The sequence below is a fragment of the Mycobacterium shunyiense genome, from assembly GCF_058270075.1.
Genome location: NZ_JBZDPU010000008.1, coordinates 359,097 through 376,589 on the forward strand (window position 1 = coordinate 359,097; position 17,493 = coordinate 376,589).

At 62.8% G+C, this 17,493-nt stretch carries 16 protein-coding genes and 1 pseudogene; 5 read left to right on the forward strand and 12 right to left on the reverse strand.

Annotated elements, in window-relative coordinates; genetic code table 11:
* Positions 1-234: 234 nt before the first annotated feature.
* The gene (locus AC4ELH_RS08590) at positions 235-897 is read right to left on the reverse strand and encodes a TetR/AcrR family transcriptional regulator (protein ID WP_498883992.1); all 663 of its coding nucleotides are present in this window, start codon (positions 895-897) and stop codon (positions 235-237) included.
* A gap of 229 nt (positions 898-1,126) precedes the next feature.
* Here AC4ELH_RS08590 and AC4ELH_RS08595 point away from each other — a divergent pair, with 229 nt between their 5' ends.
* Genes AC4ELH_RS08595 through AC4ELH_RS08610 form a run of 4 tightly spaced genes read left to right on the forward strand, consistent with a single transcriptional unit; the run spans position 1,127 to position 5,256 of the window.
* Positions 1,127-1,552 carry an MmpS family transport accessory protein gene (locus AC4ELH_RS08595; RefSeq protein ID WP_498883994.1) on the forward strand — a complete coding sequence of 142 codons (426 nt, stop codon included), beginning with the start codon at positions 1,127-1,129 and terminating at the stop codon, positions 1,550-1,552.
* Positions 1,549-4,446 carry an MMPL/RND family transporter gene (locus tag AC4ELH_RS08600; RefSeq protein ID WP_498883996.1) on the forward strand — a complete coding sequence of 966 codons (2,898 nt, stop codon included), beginning with the start codon at positions 1,549-1,551 and terminating at the stop codon, positions 4,444-4,446. Before AC4ELH_RS08595 ends, AC4ELH_RS08600 begins: the two co-directional genes overlap by 4 nt.
* On the forward strand, positions 4,446-4,775 hold the full coding sequence (locus AC4ELH_RS08605; RefSeq protein WP_273733161.1) for a DUF732 domain-containing protein: 330 nt from the start codon (positions 4,446-4,448) through the stop codon (positions 4,773-4,775). The genes AC4ELH_RS08600 and AC4ELH_RS08605 overlap by 1 nt, the downstream gene beginning before the upstream one ends.
* A gap of 16 nt (positions 4,776-4,791) precedes the next feature.
* A complete protein-coding gene (locus AC4ELH_RS08610; protein ID WP_498883997.1) occupies positions 4,792-5,256 on the forward strand; it encodes a DUF5078 domain-containing protein in 465 nt (154 codons plus the stop codon).
* Between the two features lie 466 nt (positions 5,257-5,722).
* On the opposite strand, the pseudogene AC4ELH_RS08615 reads toward AC4ELH_RS08610, so the two are convergent.
* A pseudogene (locus tag AC4ELH_RS08615) lies at positions 5,723-5,935 on the reverse strand (helix-turn-helix domain-containing protein); the annotation flags it as partial.
* 108 nt (positions 5,936-6,043) lie between these two features.
* The gene (locus tag AC4ELH_RS08620; RefSeq protein WP_498883999.1) at positions 6,044-7,612 is read right to left on the reverse strand and encodes a hypothetical protein; all 1,569 of its coding nucleotides are present in this window, start codon (positions 7,610-7,612) and stop codon (positions 6,044-6,046) included.
* 841 nt (positions 7,613-8,453) lie between these two features.
* On the opposite strand from AC4ELH_RS08620, the gene AC4ELH_RS08625 reads away from it, so the two are divergent.
* The gene (locus tag AC4ELH_RS08625) at positions 8,454-8,687 is read left to right on the forward strand and encodes a PASTA domain-containing protein (RefSeq protein ID WP_498884001.1); all 234 of its coding nucleotides are present in this window, start codon (positions 8,454-8,456) and stop codon (positions 8,685-8,687) included.
* Between the two features lie 344 nt (positions 8,688-9,031).
* Here the strand turns inward: AC4ELH_RS08625 and AC4ELH_RS08630 are convergent, their stop codons facing one another.
* The 9 genes from AC4ELH_RS08630 to AC4ELH_RS08670 all read right to left on the reverse strand — a co-directional run bounded on the left by AC4ELH_RS08630 (position 9,032) and on the right by AC4ELH_RS08670 (position 17,492).
* Positions 9,032-9,337, reverse strand: coding sequence for a TetR-type transcription factor C-terminal domain-containing protein (locus AC4ELH_RS08630; RefSeq protein WP_498884003.1), 306 nt, complete (start codon positions 9,335-9,337; stop codon positions 9,032-9,034).
* A gap of 20 nt (positions 9,338-9,357) precedes the next feature.
* Complete coding sequence (locus AC4ELH_RS08635) at positions 9,358-9,678, reverse strand: TetR/AcrR family transcriptional regulator (RefSeq protein ID WP_498884005.1); 321 nt, start codon at positions 9,676-9,678, stop codon at positions 9,358-9,360.
* Between the two features lie 246 nt (positions 9,679-9,924).
* A complete protein-coding gene (locus tag AC4ELH_RS08640) occupies positions 9,925-10,524 on the reverse strand; it encodes a histidine phosphatase family protein (RefSeq protein ID WP_498884007.1) in 600 nt (199 codons plus the stop codon).
* A gap of 143 nt (positions 10,525-10,667) precedes the next feature.
* On the reverse strand, positions 10,668-11,510 hold the full coding sequence (locus AC4ELH_RS08645) for a 3-hydroxyacyl-CoA dehydrogenase family protein (protein WP_498884009.1): 843 nt from the start codon (positions 11,508-11,510) through the stop codon (positions 10,668-10,670).
* A gap of 340 nt (positions 11,511-11,850) precedes the next feature.
* Entirely contained in the window at positions 11,851-12,834 is a 984-nt protein-coding gene (locus AC4ELH_RS08650) for an NADPH:quinone oxidoreductase family protein (protein ID WP_498884011.1), read from the reverse strand.
* Between the two features lie 26 nt (positions 12,835-12,860).
* Entirely contained in the window at positions 12,861-13,988 is a 1,128-nt protein-coding gene (locus AC4ELH_RS08655; RefSeq protein ID WP_498884012.1) for a CaiB/BaiF CoA transferase family protein, read from the reverse strand.
* The gene (locus AC4ELH_RS08660) at positions 13,985-15,652 is read right to left on the reverse strand and encodes an AMP-binding protein (RefSeq protein ID WP_498884013.1); all 1,668 of its coding nucleotides are present in this window, start codon (positions 15,650-15,652) and stop codon (positions 13,985-13,987) included. The genes AC4ELH_RS08655 and AC4ELH_RS08660 overlap by 4 nt, the downstream gene beginning before the upstream one ends.
* A complete protein-coding gene (locus AC4ELH_RS08665; protein ID WP_498884015.1) occupies positions 15,649-16,719 on the reverse strand; it encodes an acyl-CoA dehydrogenase family protein in 1,071 nt (356 codons plus the stop codon). Before AC4ELH_RS08665 ends, AC4ELH_RS08660 begins: the two co-directional genes overlap by 4 nt.
* Entirely contained in the window at positions 16,716-17,492 is a 777-nt protein-coding gene (locus AC4ELH_RS08670) for an enoyl-CoA hydratase-related protein (RefSeq protein ID WP_498884017.1), read from the reverse strand. The genes AC4ELH_RS08665 and AC4ELH_RS08670 overlap by 4 nt, the downstream gene beginning before the upstream one ends.
* Between the last annotated feature and the right edge of the window lies 1 nt (position 17,493).

Sequence of the window (17,493 nt, forward strand, 5' to 3'; positions counted from 1 at the left end):
TGGCGCCGTGAAACCGCAGCTTTGATTCGTTCAATGGCCGGGCCATGATTGGTTCGGCCGGCGGCGTGTGTCGCCGCCGCGATCAGGTCCGCCTCGGCCTTCTCGATTGCGCCGGGCCAGCTCGACACCGCAGAACAACGGATCCGAGCCCGGGTCTGAGTCACCGTTGATAGCCACGTCGATATTGTGCCCGCGCAAGCGTTTCCGAAACCTCCGGCCACCGCCTCGCGACGGTCAGCGGGGCGGCCCGGCGGGCTCCCAGCTGCACATCGCGATATCGAGCGCGTCTTCGTCCAGGGCGCTCACCGCTATGGGCATTTGGTCGCTGCGGTGGCGCATGCCATCCAAAAGGATGGCCACGTAGCGGCGCCACAGTTCCGGTTCAACGTGGCCCGCCCATTCGCTGACCGTTCCGGCCAGCAGGCTCAAGATTGGTACATCCGTAGGTGCGACATCGAGCCGCAGATAACCGTCCTCGCGTGCCCGCTCGACGAGTCTTGAGACCGGCTGGGATAGCCTCAGTCGCGAACACTCGACCCGGTGCCCGCCGTAGGCCTTGCTGTAGAGCATCTCGCGGAGCCCTCGATCGGTCGCGGTCAGTTCACAGCTCTGCTCTACGAACCGCACGAACCCATCCCACGAATTCTGTTCCTGTAGTGCGGATTCCGCGAGCGCGACGACCTGGTCGATGCCGTCCTCAAAGACCGCATCCAGCAACTCTTCTTTCGTGGCGAACCGCCGGTAGACCGTGCCCACGCCGACTCCTGTGTGATGTGCCACGTCGTTGAGCGTCGCCTCAAGGCCCTTTTCGGCGAACAGTTTGCGCGCAGCGGCGAGCACACGCTGCCGATTGCGCTCTGCGTCCTTACGCAGAGCACGGTGGGTTTCCTCGGTCATATCTCTCAGCTTAAGTGATCGGCATCATAAGTGGATTGAACTTGTCCACTTAATAGGTTAGCTTCAATTCCTGGATGGCGCAGGCTGCCCCTACCCGGCTCGTCGCGAACCCTCGAACGTTGGGAGTCCCTACCTTGACCGCAGTCACCGCGCGGCAGCGCCGATCGAGCGCACTCACTCGGAGGAGAACATGGCCGCATGTCGCGGTCGACCACCTCGGGCGGCAGCGATGACAAAGATGTTCATGCGCATCTGGCTCCCCGTCGCGATCGTGGTTGCTGTGATAGTGGGTGCTCTCGCCGTGTCGCAGCTGCGGTCGGCGTTCGGTGCGAATCCTGTCCTGGTGACGCCGATCGGCGCGGACACCGCGGAGAAGTTCGTTCCCAAGGTGGTGACCTACGAGATCTTCGGCTCCGGTGAAACGGCCGTGATCAATTACAAGGATCTTGACGGAAACCCTCAGCGCACCGGAACCGTGGAACTGCCGTGGACCTTGACATTGTCAACAACGGCGCCATCGGTGGCGCCCAACATCATTGCCCAAACCGACGGCGACACCATTTCTTGCCGGGTCACCGTCGATGACGAGGTCAAGGATGAAAGGACAGCTACGGGTGTGAATGCCCAAACCTACTGCTTGGTGAAGTCCGCATGAGCGCACCAGTGTTCGATCCGCCGACCGATGCCATTCCGGCCCCCCGTCATCGGGCGCGCGCCTGGCTCCCACGGTTCATACGGACGTTCGCGGTGCCGATCATCCTGGGCTGGATCGCTATCATCGTCGCGCTCAACGTCGCCGTGCCGCAGCTCGAAGTGGTGGGCAAGATGCGTTCGGTGTCGATGACTCCCAGCGATGCGCCGTCGATGATCGCGACTAAACGCGTCGGCACCACGTTCGAGGAGTACAACACCAGTAGTTCGATCATGGTCGTCCTCGAGGGTGAGCAGAAGTTGGGCGCCGAGGCCCACGACTTCTACGACCAATTGGTCCGTGACTTGCGCGCGGACACTAAACACGTGCAGCATGTCCAGGATCTGTGGGGAGATTCATTCACCTCGGCGGGGGCCCAGAGCGTCGACGGCAAGGCCTCCTACGCCCAGGTCTACATCGCCGGTGATCAAGGCGAATCACTGGCCAATGAGTCGGTGGAGTCCGTGCGCGACATTGTCGCAAAGAATCCGGCACCGGCGGGGGTCAAGGCCTACGTGACGGGTGCGGCGGCGACGAGCTCCGATCAGAGCCACGTCGGTGACAAGAGCATGAAGCTGATCGAATTCGTCACTTTTGGCGTCATCATCGTCTTGCTGTTGGTGATCTACCGGTCCGTCATTACGACAGCCTTGATGTTCGGGTTGGTCATCACCGGGTTGATGGCCGTGCGCGGAGTGGTGGCATTCTTGGGCTACCACAATGTATTTGGCCTGACGACCTTCGCCACCAACATGGTCGTAACCCTGGCCATCGCCGCGGTGACCGACTACGGGATATTCCTGCTCGGGCGATATCACGAGGCGCGCCGATCCGGTGAGGACCGAGAATCGGCGTACTACACCATGTTCCATGGGACCGCGCACGTGGTTCTGGCCTCCGGCCTGACCATCGCGGGAGCCACCTTCTGCCTGAACTTCACCCGGCTGCCCTACTTCCAGACGATGGGCACCCCCATAGCCGTCGGCATGGTGGTCGGTATTGCGGTGGCACTGACGTTCGGTTGCGCGCTCATCTCGCTGGCCAGTCGCTTCGGCAATGTGCTGGAGCCCAAGAACAAGACGAAGGCCCGGGGGTGGCGTCGGGTCGGAACCGCAACGGTCCGCTGGCCCGGTGCATTCCTGGTCGTCGCGCTCGCGGCATGCATGGTTGGCCTGCTCGCGCTGCCGGGCTATAAGACGACCTACAACGACCGCATCTATCTGCCCGATGATGTTCCGGCGAACGTCGGTTACGCGGCCGCGATCCGGCACTTCTCCGAGTCCCGGATGAACCCGGATCTGCTGATGGTCGAGACCGACCATGACATGCGAAATCCGGCCGACTTCCTGGTGATCGACAAGATCGCCAAGGCGCTTGCGCGGGTCGACGGAATCGCCCAGGTGCAGACCATCACCCGGCCCGATGGCAAGCCGATCGAACATTCGACGATCCCGTACATGATCAGTCAGGGCAATGCCGGCCAGGTCATGACGAACGATTACCAGCAGAGCATGATCGGCAACATACTGGCCCAGGCCGCCGAGATGCAGAACACCATCGACTCGATGGAGAAAATGCACGCGATCACCACGGAACTGGCTGAGACCACAAAAGGGTTGGCCAGCAAGATGGACAACACTTCGATGACCATCCAGGAAATGCGCGATCACATGGCTGATTTCGAGGATTTCTTCCGGCCGATCCGCAATTACCTCTACTGGGAGCCGCACTGTTTCAACATCCCCGTGTGCTGGTCGCTGCGTTCGATCTTCGACGCCCTCGATGGCATCGCGACCATGTCCGACGATTTCCAGAACATGGTGCCGGACATGCACCGGATGTCCGATCTGACGCTGCAGATGACCGCCATCATGCCGGCGATGATCCAGTCCATGAAGAACCAGAAGCAGATGATGCTCAACCAGTATCAGGTTCAGAAGGCGCAGCAAGACCAGACCATGGCCCAGCAGGAAGACAGCACGGCGATGGGAGAGGCATTCGATAAGGCGCTGAACGACGACTCGTTCTACCTGCCTCCGGAAGCCTTCGGCAACGCCGATTTCCAGCGTGGTATGAAGTTGATGATGTCACCGGATGGGCACGCTGTTCGGTTCACCATCATTCACCAAGGCGATCCGTTGACACCGGAAGGCACGTCCCGTACCGAGCCTCTCAAGGCCGCCGCGGCTGCAGCGATCAAGGGGACGCCACTGGAGGGCGCCTCGGTCTTTGTCGGCGGTAGCGCAGCGACGTACAACGACATGCAGTTCGGAGCCGATTACGACCTGCTCATCGCGGTAACGGCTGCGCTTCTGTTGATCCTCGTCATCATGATGCTCATCACCCGAGCCCTTGTCGCCGCAGTCGTCATCGTCGGCACCGTGGTACTCAGCCTGGCCACCGCATTCGGGTTCTCGGTGGTGCTCTGGCAGCACATCGTCGGCATCCCGTTGCACTGGATGGTGATGCCGATGTCGGTGATCGTGCTGGTGGCCGTGGGCGCGGACTACAACCTGCTGCTGGTATCGCGAATGAAGGAGGAGATCCACGCCGGGTTGAAGACCGGCACCATTCGCGCCATGGGCGGCAGCGGCCCAGTGGTCACCGCCGCAGGACTGGTGTTCGCTTTCACCATGGCATCGATGTCGGTCAGCAGTCTGATCGTCATCGGCCAGGTCGGCACCACCATCGCCATTGGCTTGATGTTCGACACCTTCGTCATCCGCGGGTTGATGACGCCGTCCATTGCCACGCTGCTCGGGCGCTGGTTCTGGTGGCCGCAACGCGTCCGCCAGCGTCCGGTGCCGCAGCCCTGGCCGAAGCCCATTCAGCGCGAACCCGAGGAGGCCCTGGTCTGATGAAACGTATGCTGATCGCCCTGTCGTTCTGTGCGGCAACCAGTCTCGCGCTCTCGGCGCCGGCCCATGCCGATCCGGACACGGAGTTCGCCAACGAGTTGCACACCTTCGGGATCTACGGGCAGAAGGACTACAACGCCTGGATCGGCAAGCTCATGTGCAAGCGGTTGCACAACGGCGTCGACCACAATGCTCAGGACTCGGTCGGGTTCGTGAAAAAGCAACTGGCCAAGGACAGCACCGACGCTCAGTCGTGGCAGTTCCTGGGCACCGCCATCAACTACTACTGCCCCGATCAGCGCTTCGTCTACGAACAAGCCGCGCACTGAACGACTTTGGAGCAACATGTCGAACCGCAAGAGTGTCAGTAACCTGATCCGCACCGGCCTGGCCGCCTGCACTGTCGCCGGCGCGCTGGCCGGGGCCGGCATCGCCTCGGCGGATGCGACCGACGATTACCCGATCCCCAACCGGATCCTGAAGACCCCGTGCACGGCCGAACAGATCATGGCCGCCGCCCGCGACGTCGAGCCGGTGTACTACGAGCGCTACATGATCGACTACAACAACAAGCCGGTCGCCGATCAGCAGGGCGCCCAGGACCGGATCCACTGGTTCTTCTCCATGGACTACGCCGGTCGCCGCCAGTACTCCGAGAACATGGCCACCAACGCGTTCTTCGAGAACATGTCGTGGCGCTGGCCGAACTGGGCTAAGCTGTTCTTCAACAACAAGGGCGTCGCGGCCAACACCACCGACGTCTGCCAGAACTACCCGCCCAACGACATGTCCGTCTGGGACTGGCACTGAACCCAGCGCATCAATCCGGAAGTGAGTTGCTCAGCCGCTCGGTGCTTGCGCGGCAGCGACACCGTCTGCAGGTCGCCGGTGATGATGTTCGCGGCCGGTTGCAGCGCACGAGCGATTTGCGCTGAGGTCGGGTCGGCCTCAACCCCCGGTCAGCGCTATAGCCAGATCCGTGGGCGCATGCGTGAGGAAGTTTCCTGATCCACAACCCAAGTCCAGCACTGATCCACCTGTGAATCCTGCAGCCTGCAAGACACCCCAGATATGGGAGACGAGCTTCCGTCGGGGTGAAAAATGAGGTGTCGACGACTCGTGTCGCCTTGGCCATCGATTCGCCGATAGCCTCGTCAAGCTCGTCGGCCAGCCTGCTCGGGGCGCGGTGGTTCTACCGACTTGAGGTCGATAATCCTGGGGTCAAGGTCAAGTCAGAAACGGTCAGCTGCCGTCGACAACCTCATGACCCGCAACAGTTGGCTGCACTATTGGGGGCCGCCGACGCTTCCGTTTCATCCCTGCGGTCCGCTTCGCCCAGTTCGCGGTACCGGCCGGCCCAGCGTGCGGCTGTACTCACCGCGACTTGGAACCGTTCGGCTGCTCGGCGCAGCGACCAGCCATCCTCAACCACGCAACGGGCCAGGCGCAGACGACCGGTTTCAGACAACGCGGCATTGCGGTGGGACACGAAGACCTCCGAAGTGAGTTGGTGCGTTCCTAGACAGCTCGCACTTCACCCGGAGGTCTTCGTTATGTCACCACGCCACGCCGTACCTAACGTCCGTGGTCAGTACCCCTAGTTGCTGGACTTGTCTTTGGACTGGCGTTTGCTCTCGCGCTTGGTCTTGGGTTTGGATACGGACTTCGTCTTTGAGCCCGAATCGGCCCGGGTCGAGGCTTGTCCGGCATCGCTGTTCGAGGCGGTGTTCTCGGACCGGTCCGAAATGCCAAGGCCCTTTCTGACATTGGAGCGCACCCGGTCGAGGGTCGTACGTGCGCTCGTGGCAGTCTCCTGCCGCTGTTCGGTGACTCTTTCGCGAGCAAGCGCGGTGCGCTCCTTGCCTGTGAGCGGCTTCGGGGCGCTCGTCGGCTTGCTGACCTCGTCCGCGGCATCTTCGACGCCCGCGCCGCCGGCGGTGGGTGAGTTCGTCTCGCCGGTCTGGTGCTGGGTGTCGGATGAGGCGACTTTGGCTGATACGCGAGGCGAATCCGCCAGGGTGCTCTGCGGCGAGGGAACGTGTGTCGTTGCGTGCTCGGAGGGCTCGGTTTCGAGTGTGACGGTGACGAGGTCCCGTTTGATGTTGGAGTCCGTTGCCGACACCAGAGTGGCGACCGCATCGGAGTCGAGGCCGCCGATCGGTGCCGGCGCTGCTGGCCGCTCAAGCCGCAGGGAGGTAGCGATCTGCTCTGGCACCTGGCGGAAGAAGAAGTCGACGGGTCCGGTGTCGGAGAAGACACCGGGGAAGCTCTGGCCGGGGCCGGGCGGGAAGGGGCCGTCGGGATCGCCGACGAACGCGGGTACGTATCCGTTGAGGAATGCGTTGGTGATCTTGGCCGGCGCGTTGATCAATTCGCTGACAGCGGTGTCGAATTCGCTGGCCTGTAGCGCGGTTCCCACCCGGTCCATGATCTCCACGGTTTGGAAGATCGCGGTGACCTGTGGCGCCAGCAATGCCCGGCCGAGGTTACCGATCACACCGCGGGACAGCAGGCCGGGTCCGTAGCCGGTTCGTCCCTCTCCTGGTGGTAGGGAGCCGCCGATGACGTTGGGGTCGTAGTACTGGTCCATCCATGTCGTGCCGAGGATGCGGGCGAGTGGTTCGAGGCCTACGGAGTCCAGGAAGTCGCCGGGAACCCGGAATGCGTCCAGAAGCGAGCCCCGGAAGTCGGACAAGCCGGCCGTCAAGAACCACAAGTTGACCTCGCCGAAAGCCTCGAGGAACTTTCCCTGCGCGAGGAGGCCGGCCGAAAGCTCCAGGACGCCGGGGAGTGCTGTCAACGCCTCCTGCATTTGCACGGCCAGCCCGGCGCCTGCTGTGCTGAGGCGATCCCCGAACCCGGGCAGAGCGGCCAGTGTCGTTTGGATGCGTTGCGGGTCGGTTAAGTTGGCGAAGACGTTGGTGAACTGAGCCTGGACGGCTGGATCGCCCAGTGCGGCCGTGAGTTTGCCCGATGCGGTCGTGACCCCTGAGTTCAGCTTCTCTAGTTGGTAGAGCAAGCCGGCGGGTCCGGTGAGAACGTCCCCCCACACCTCGAGCGGGTTCTGGAATGCCGAGAGATCGACGGGCGCCACGCGAACCTCGGGCATGGTTGGTGTGGCCAGCGTCGGCGTGGCCGTCAGGATGCCCGCACTTGCCACGGCCACGCCCGCGACGATGAGCTTTCTCGGGCGAGAAGGCGATGGTGGCGACCCAGGTTCGTAACCCGTCAAGTCGGCGTGGAGCGGTGTTTGCACGGTTTCTCCCTGAGGTAAGCGCCAGACGGCCGTGAGGCGGCCGTTTCTGTGAGTCGGCTGAACAGTAGCTGGACGTTACCTGTCCTACAAGAGCTATGCCTAACCTAAGTAAGCACCCAGCAGTATCGCTTGGCTTGTGGCGCCATGGCGCGGGCCAGCCGACCATCGAGTTTGTCGGGTCGTATGCCCGCCTGTGATGGCGTTGCGCGATGATCGCAGGATGAGTCGGGTAGCGCCCTTCCGGTTGAAGTTCACCCCGCGCACTGCTCCGGACCCGCCTACGACGACGTCGAGGAGCACGGGGGAGCGTCCGGTGGGGCAGTCCTCGGGCTGCTGTCGATTCTGGACCGCCTCCCTTAGTGCGTGGGCATCCCCGGTGTCGCGGAGACGCCAGGTGGCGATAAATCGACTATCAGCGAACCCTACGAAACCTATTGCGGTTCCGTGCAATCCAGTTCCTGGCTGACACTGTCGCGCACCACGATGCGACCGGCCGCCCGTATTGGCGATGGAGCGTTCCAACGGACGGCTGCTCCCATTCTCCCCATCGAGAGCCATGATGTAGCTCACATAGGGCCAAGAACTTCTAGCAAATTCACGGTGACGTCGTTAATCTCCAGCCATGCGTCTTTTAGGTGTGCTTATTATCGCCTTGACCTCCGCAAACCTCGTAGGCTGCGCAAACCTGAACGACGAGGGCCCCAAGATCATCACGGTGACGCAAATACACGCAGGACGCACGGTCACATCGATGACGCCTTCGCTCCCAGGCATCACCATCCCCGAAGTTGCCGGTCGCAACGCCGAAAACGTCCGCAAAGACCTAGAAGCCCTCGGCGTCACCGAAGTCAGCCTCTCGTCTGCGAACCCGAAATACAGTGTCGTGGACCGCGCTACTGACTGGACCGCTGTCGGAATCGAGCCCGCCCCTGGAACCACCGTCAAGAGAGACCAACAGGTCGTCGTGAAGGTCTACAAGAACTAACCAGCCCAAGAACTGCCGATGCCCCGGTCAGCTCAAGACCGTGCTCGGCGCACTGCCTCCTGCAACTGGGCGGCCTCACGCGCGACCTCGCCGGTCCGCCTGCCGGCGGAGCGGCGCGCGGGACTATCTCGTTAACGGTGTTCTGCCACAGCAGGCTGACGTCATGTGTCATCACCTCGGTGGTCATTCGGCCCATGTGTGCTCCTGTCTCGACGCGGCGACGGTGAGCACTGAGGTGCCCAGGTGCCGCCCTGTAAGAAGGACGCTATCCACGGTGATGTGTGTCTCATATCCCCCGCGGGAGGACATGCACTCTCATTAGGGGGTGCACGAGCGAGGCGCCGTCACAGGCGCGCTGCGCCGGCGCGGCTGGTGCTCAAGATGGCGCGAGCTGAGTCGGTCAGCAGAACCCGCAGCCGGTCATCGGCCAGACCCATGTTGTGAAACAGCGGTGATTGAATGGCGCCGATGGCCGCGTGCACGACGACCCGTGCTTCGGTGTCGTCCAAGTCCTCGCGCAGCTCGTTGACCAGATGTACCCACTCCTCCAGGTACAGCCGCTGCTTTCGGCGCAACCGCCGGCGGTCCTCGTCGGGCAGGTTGTTGATCTCGTTGTAATAGACCTGCGCTAGTTGACGATCTCCGACCACGAACTCGACCTGGCCGTCGATCAGCTCCTCCAGTGGGGCAGCTCGACGGTGTTGTCGAGGAGGCGCTGCTCCTCGGCGATCAGATCGTCGATCACCCGGTCGAACAGGGCGACCAGGATCGCCGATTTGCTCTCGAAGTGGCGATAGACGCCGGATCCGGTGATTCCGGCTGCGTTGCCGATGTCAGCAATCGAAACCGCGTGAAAGCCTTTGCGCCCGATCAGATCTGAGGCCGCCAGCAGAATGCGGTTCTTGCGGTCGGGATCGCGCGTTCTGACCCCCGCTGCGCCGGGGCGTGAGTCAACGACGATGAGTACACCTCCTAGTGCATGTCCACTCATTATGCATCGTGGCTGGGCTGGGCATATCACTTCACATAAGTGAACCACAAATAACTAACTCGGTCGTCAATGCATCGCGAGTTGTCACGTGCCGAGGCGGGGTTGTGCCCAGGTGGGGGTTGCATCTCCTGCAAGGAGGGGAACGCAGTGGTCTGCGCCATACATTCTCGGCGTACTTCCCGACGAAGGATTCCTGCTTATGCGCGAGTAATGGACCCGCGATCCGCCCAATCCCTGACTGATCGATCAGACATCCAAGATGTCGCGCACATGTCCGGTCTCATTAATCGATGCAATGCGTCGGTGCCCGGACCGGGAGATCAATACCCGACTAATCGACACGTAGTCGAGCCGAAAAGGCATTGGCCGACCTGCCCCGATTTCGTAGGCCAGCAGAGCGTTGATAACGCCACCATGCGCGGCAACCACGCAGGTATCACTGTGGTCACAGATATCAACGATATAGTTGATCGTGCAGAGTACCCGGTCCTTGAATGCGTTAACGTCGACAAAGTCTGGAAGTTCGCCGGCGAGGATCGCAGTGTATATATCAGGCTGCGATGTGGCGGCTTCGTGAATGGGAACATAATAGTTCTGGACGTAGTCGTACTCCGCAAGGCCGTCGAGTATCTCAACATCAATACCACGGACCGCAGCAATGGGAGCGACGGTTTGTTGGGCCCGTCGTTGTGGACTCGCGAAGATGCGATGGATGGGGTAAGGGCTCAGTGCGGCTTGAAGTCGCACTGCCTGCTCGTGTCCTTCCACGGTCAAGGAGGGATCAGCGTACCCATCGTTGACGACGAGGTGTTCGGGCAAGGCATGACGGATGAGTAGTAATTGCATATTCCCGCTTTCAGTAGGCCTCTCAGCATTTATGTGGTGCGGCCGAAGGTCCTCACGGGCGACCCCCCCCACAACCCTGCCGAGACGTCAGAAAATAATGGACAAGGTCCGACTGCCGGGTGTCTTCAGTCGATTCTGAGCGACTACCAACTGTAAAAGCCGCGGCCAGCCTTTCGGCCCAGATCGCCGGCTGCGACTTTCTCCCGGAGAATCACAGGGGGTTCGAATCGATCGCCCACTTCACGTGCTAGATGCTCAGCGATTGCCAGCCGTACATCGAGACCCACCACATCCGTTGTGCGTAACGGGCCCATAGGGTGCTTGTACCCCAGCGTCATGGCATTATCGATGTCCTCCGCTGAGGCAACCCCGTCCTCGAGCATCCGCATGGCCTCAAGCGCAATAGCCACCCCCAGCCGCGACGACGCGAATCCAGGCGAGTCAGTGACTGTGATAGCCGTTTTGCCGAGCGCCTGTACCCACGTCTGGGCATCGGCGACGAGTTCAGGCGAGGTTTCCGCGCCCGCTACGATTTCCACCAGCTCGCTGGCCGGGACCGGGTTGAAAAAGTGAAGACCGAGGAATCGCTCGGGCCGAGCGAGACCGGAAGCCAATCGGCCTACCGACAGGGAACTGGTATTGGTGGCAAGGACGGCCTCCGGGACGACCTGTTCGATGCGCGCCAACACCATGGCCTTGAGCTGGACGATCTCGGGAACTGCCTCCACTACCAGTTCGCACCCGGCGAGTGCCGCGGAGTCTGAAGCGACAGTCAACCGCCGCTGGATCTGTTCCAACGACTCGGTGAGCGTCCCCCTCTCTGCAGCCTTCTGCAGGCTCGCGCGGACACGCTCGGCCGCCGCGGCGGCCAATGTTTCGTCGGCGTCGATCATTGTCACCGAAGCGCCGGCGAGCAACATCGCGTGGGCGATCCCCGCGCCCATTCGGCCGCCACCGTATACACCGACCATTGCGGGCAGGTTCATTGATTCTCCATTCGGAACGAGATGATTTCGAGGGCGACAGCGGGTACCGGGCCGATACAGTCGGGGCCCGATTCCCACCTGATGTCCGTCGGCGATGAGTCGATAATCGAAGGTGCTGAGCACCCGGCGGCGAGTGGCCGTCCGATGGACTTTCTCTGTGTTCGAGGTCTCTTCGCCTTGCGTCGTACCCTTATCCCGGACGAAGTCACCGGTCCCTCGGGCGTAACCAGTTCGGAGCCATGAACAGAAGACCCGTGCTCGCACTCGGTTGCGGGTCCCGAGCGCTCTCGAAAGGATCTACCGGTTGGGCCAACCGTCAGATCCTTGAACCATCGGCCCATCAACCGAGTCCGGTGATGACGACGACCTTGCCCTTGACCTTGCCGTCTTTGACGTACTGCAGGGCGTCACCGACCTTGTCGAGGGGGAAGACGGTGTCGATGGATGCGTCCAGCTTGCCCTGTACGGACAGCTCGAAAATCGTGGACATCGTCGACCGCATCAGGGCAGGGTCGCGGTCGCGGTAGTCGCTACTCTGCAGACCGACCACGCTGATATTCTTGACGAGAAGATGCCCGGGCTTGATCAAGTTCTGCCCGCCGGAGGCGAAACCAACAATGACGATCCGTCCTTCCCAGGCGGTCGCGCGGAGGATCTGGGTGAGGAAATCGCCACCGAGCGTTTCGAGTACAACATCGACGCCCTTGCCGTCGGTCGTCGCGAGAAGGTCGTCACGCACCCTGTCCGAGGTCGAGGTGAGGACGACATCGGCGCCTTGGCGTCGGGCGAGTTCGCCCTTGGCTTCGTCCGCCGCGAGGGCGATAACCCTGGCCCCATATGCTTTCGCCAATTGCACACCGGCCGACCCCACCCCGCCGCCTGCGCCGGTGACGAGGACCGTCTCACCAGACCTCAGCTGTCCACGTCGTATGAGCCCGAAGTGGGCGGTGAAGTAGACCAGTCCGACGGCTGCCGCCTGCTCGTAACCAAGGCTGTCCGGTAGCTCCATCACGAGGTCTTCGGGCACGACCAACTGCTCGGCGTAGCCACCGTATTCGACGAGGCCCAGCACCCGCTGGCCGACAGCAATGCGGTCGACGCCCTCGCCGACCGCGATGACACGGCCTGCTGCTTCCTTTCCCGGGCTGAACGGACGCGGTGGAAGGTTCTGGTAAGTGCCCGCGACGACGAGAATGTCCGGGAAGTTGATGCTGACTGCACCAACCTCTATCACGACTTCTCCGGGGCCCGCCACCAGATTTGGGACCTCCTCGATCACCAGGGTGGACGGGGGGCCGAATTCCTTGACAAGCGCAGCGCGCATCTGACTTCCTTTCGAGTAGCAGGGATTCAGGCCCAGGGTGAGCCGTCGGGCAGCGAGACGAGGGTGGGGTATGGCACCGTGCCTCCGTCCCTGCGCAATGCCGGGTCAATCGGGCTGGAGAAGGTCGCGAACGACGTCTGGAGGTCGGGTGCAGCTACGCGATCCGGTCCGGCGATGTCGACCAGACCTGCGCTCACCGCCTCGTCCCAGGTGGCAACTACCACGGTGCAGACGTCTTCACCATCTAGCAGGTCTCGCCAGTAGTCCGCTGTCTGGGACGCGAAAACCCTTGCCAGGGCTGCGATAACCGACTGCTCCTGCCCCACCTCGTCATGGAACTTCTCTTCCAGACCGACCAGGTCGACGAGCCGGTCCCAGAACTTCTGCTCGAGGCTGGCGCAGGCGATGTGACGGCCATCCGAGGTCGGATAGATTTGGTAGCGGGGACTTCCACCGGTCAACTGTTCGGCACCGGGCCGCGGCCAAGCGCCGGCCGCCTGGTGGGTGGCGAAGTAGCCGTACCCGAGGATCTGCAGGTTGTGTGTCATCGACACTTGGATATGACAGCCTTCCCCGGTGCGTTCAGCCTGGCGAAGTGCGAGGAGGATGTTGACCACCGCTGGATAGGTTCCGCCCGCGATGTCAGCCAGCACCGTCACTGGCAGTGAGGGCGCTCCGGACGAGTCCGTCACCACCCCGAGCAACCCGGACTCTGCCAGGTAGTTGAGGTCGTGTCCCGCGCGTGCAGCACGACTTCCAGCGGGGCCGTACCCGGTTATCGAGCAATACACCACTCGTGGACTGACCGCCTTTATGGCCTCGTAACCGAGGCCGAGCCGGTCGGCCACCCCCGGCCGAAACTGCTCCATCACTACGTCGGCTTCGGCAGCGAGCTCCAGGACTCGGTTCAGCTGAGCGCGTTCCTTGAAGTCGACCGCATAGGCCCTCTTGCCACGGTTGAGAACGGCATAGTTTGCACTGGACTCACCGAACTTTGGCTCATACGTGCGCATTTCGTCACCGCGTCCGGGTCGCTCGAGTTTGATCACGTCGGCGCCTGCGTCCGCCAACATCAGCGTGGCGAGCGGACCAGGCAGCAGCGTGGACAGGTCCAGGACCTTAACTCCGGCGAGCGGCAGTTCGCGGTGACTCACTGGACCATCTCCCGCAGTTTGAATTTTTGAACCTTCCCGCTCGGGGTCATCGGCAATTCGGGCAGGTTGACAACTCGTTCGGGGAGGTAGTGCCTGGACAGCCCTTTCGAGAGCAGGAACTCGCCGAGCGTCTCCACTGTCAACTCTGACCGACCAGCCTTGACGACCAGCGCGGCACAGACGCGCTCTCCGAGTCTCTCATCCGGAAACCCGACGACGGCGGCGTTTGCCACGTCGGGATGGTCAAAAATTACCGACTCGACGTCGGTGACCGGGATGTTCTCACCGCCGCGGATGATGATGTCCTTGGCGCGGCCACGCAATGACACCCAGCCGTGCTCGTCGACGCTCGCGCGGTCCCCGGTCTTGAACCACAGGCCTGGAAGGTACGAATCCACAGTTGCGTCGGGCCGGTCATAGTAGCCATAGATGATGGCCGGCCCCCGTATGAGCAGATCCCCGACATTGCCGGTAGGCACGTCGTGGCCGTCGACGTCGACGACCCGGACCGCCGATCCGGCGAAGACGGAGCCGTCGGTGCGCTGAATGGCGGTGGATTCCCTTGGGGTGCAGGAGATCATGATGCTGCACTCTGTCATTCCCCAGGCTGGACAGATATAGGCGCCGAGCGCCTCCTGAGCCTGTACGGGCAGATTTCGCGGCACGGACGAACCTGCGATAACTAGACACTTCAATGTCGAGTTCGGGTCGCCAGCCAGGTCGGTACGCAGCATGTCCTGGAGAAAGGTCGGGGCGCCGAAAAAGGTGGTGACCCCCTCGTCGCGGATCACCTCTGCACCCCAGGCGGGTTTCCACCGGTCCACATGGATTGCGGTACCGGCTAGGGAGACCGTGAATAGGATGCCCCAGACGAATCCGGTGTGGTGGCCGAGTGGGGAAGCGACGAGTTGCACCATGGGGTCGCCGAAGATTTCCGGTCCGAGGTGATCCGCTTGCCCGCGGATCGCGTAGATGAGGGTGTCGTGGCTGTGCATCGCACCCTTCGGCTCGCCGGTGGTACCGGAAGTGAAGCCGAGATAGCAGACCCGACTCGGGTCCGGGTCAGGAAACTCCCTCATCGGAGTCTCGGCGTGGCTGGACCACAACGATTCACCTTCGCGCAGGTCGGAGGTGTCGTCGTCAACGACAAGAACGTGCTCCAGGGTCGGTACCTCGACCCGAAGTGCCCGGGCAAGTTCGAGATTGTCGTTTTTGCGCCAACGGCTGAGAATCACCAGCACCTTGGCCCTGCTGCGGCGCAGAATCGCAGCGGCCTGCTTTTCCCCGTAGCCGACCGGGATACCCGTGTAAATAGCACCGATTTCGTTGATACCGAACACCATCTCGGGGTATTCGACCCAGTTCGGCAGCATTAATGCGACCGCGTCACCGGCTCTGACTCCCAGTGAGGCGAACACGCTGGCGGCGTGATGGGCGTTGCGATCGAATTCCCGGTAGGTGCGAGTGATGCGCTCGCCGTCAGTGCGGCGCCCGACAAGGGCAACCCGGTCCGGGTGGGTGTGGGCTGCTTCGGTAAGCAACGATCGGATCGATCGACCTTCCCACCAACCCGCAGCCCGCCACGCTGCGGCGGTCTCGTCATCGATCGCCGTGTACTGCCCGTCGAGGACGTCCGACAGTGGTGGGTGCATCGGTGTCGTCATGACGCCTCCATTCGGAATAAGGTGGACGCCGACGCGAGACCCACGAGCGTGCGAGCGGTGGTGATGGCGGCGCTCCAGGTGTCGGTCGCAGCACGCAGTGAGACCGCGTCGCGCAGGCGGCGCTCGGCGCCGTACTCGGCGAGATACCCGTAGCCGCCGTGGGACTGCAGGGCTGCGGCGGCCACATCGATCGCGCTATCGCACGACTCACGGGCGACAGCGAAGGTCTGCACGGGGTCGTCGGCGACGGCCAGCACTGCACCTAATGTGGTCACGGAGCGAGTGGCCTGGCCGAGAAGGGACTGCCGCACGGCGGGAATGGCGGTGAGCGGCGCACCGAATTGCCTTCGGCTGGATGCGTAGCGCGCGGCATCATCGGCGGACGCCCCGGCGACACCGGCGGCAACCGCGGCGGCTCCGAGCCGTAATCGTGCCCGAGCCGCGGGGACGTCGACTGCCGCCAGCTCATGGATCTCATCCCTGCTGGCCTGGACGTCGAGCGACCGAGTGAAGGCGCCGCCTAGTCCGGTACGGCGCAGCGGCGTGGCCTCCGCTGCAGTGGGCACGACCAGCACGGCAGCATCGTCACCGTCCAGCACCAGGAGGTGAGGATTCTCTGCGGCGGCGTCCACGCGGTCGATGGAGCCGGTCAGTGTGTCACCGTTCCATGTCAGACGTACGTGGGCCGAGGTGGCGTCGACAACCGCGACCGCAGCCCGACCAGCATGGATCAACGTGGCGAGGTCGGCCAAGCGGTGATCACCGGCGAGGACATCGACGGCGGCATGTGCCTGCGCCGACGCCCATCCCAAGGCGGGCCAGGCGCGGCCGAGCCGCTCGAGTACGGCGACGGTGAGGCTGCGCTCAGCCCCTCCGCCGCCCGTGGATTCTGCGGTGCCCACGGTCCAGATCCCGAGTTCGGCGAGCTCGACGATCAGTCCAGCCACCACCGCGGGTTCATCCTCGAGGACGGATTCGTGTGCGGCGACGAACTTGTCGAGCATGGTCCGCACATCGTTGTCGTCTCCGTCGATAACGGGACCCCACCAGCCATTGGACCAGCTCATGACCAGAAACTTTCGGGGTCAGGCTGGCGGCGTTCTCCAAAAGCGGCACTGGCCTCGTGGGCCTCCTGGGTGCGCAGATATAGAGTGAGCTGCTGGTCGTGGGCCATCCTCGCCTGACCGGAGACGCCGTTGTGCCGTGCCGAGAATGCCCCTTTCATGCCCGCTATTGCGAGCGGGCTGCGGGTGGCGATTTCCTGGGCGACCTTGGCGGCGTGCGCCTGGAGCTCGTCGGCCGGAACGACGTCGTTGACCAGGCCGATCTCGCGGGCCTGCGCTGCGGTGTACTTGTTATTCAGGTACCACATCTCCTTGGCGCGCTTCCGGCCGATGGTGTCCTCGAGGTACCAGCTGCCGTAGCCGGCGTCGAAGCTGCCCACCAAGGGACCGACCTGCCGGAAGACCGCGTCCTCCGCTGCGATTGTCAGGTCACAGACGTTGTGCAGAACGTTGCCGCCGCCGACTGCGAAGCCGTTGACGGCGGCGATGATCGGCTTGGGGATGGTGTCGATCGCCTGGTAGACATCGATGATCGGCAGCACCTGCGACTGGTCAAGGGAGGTAATGGGGTCGTGTTCGCCACCGATGCAGAAAAACTTCTCACCGGCGCCGGTTAGTACCGCGGCCCGCAGCTGTGGGTCGAGGCGGAACTTCTGCAGCGCGTCGAACAGTTCCAGACAGGTTTGGTGCCGGAACTTGTTGCCGGCGTCGGGTCGGTTGAGGGTGATGGTGAGGACCGGACCGTCGATGGTTGCGAGAATGTCGTCGTACGTCATG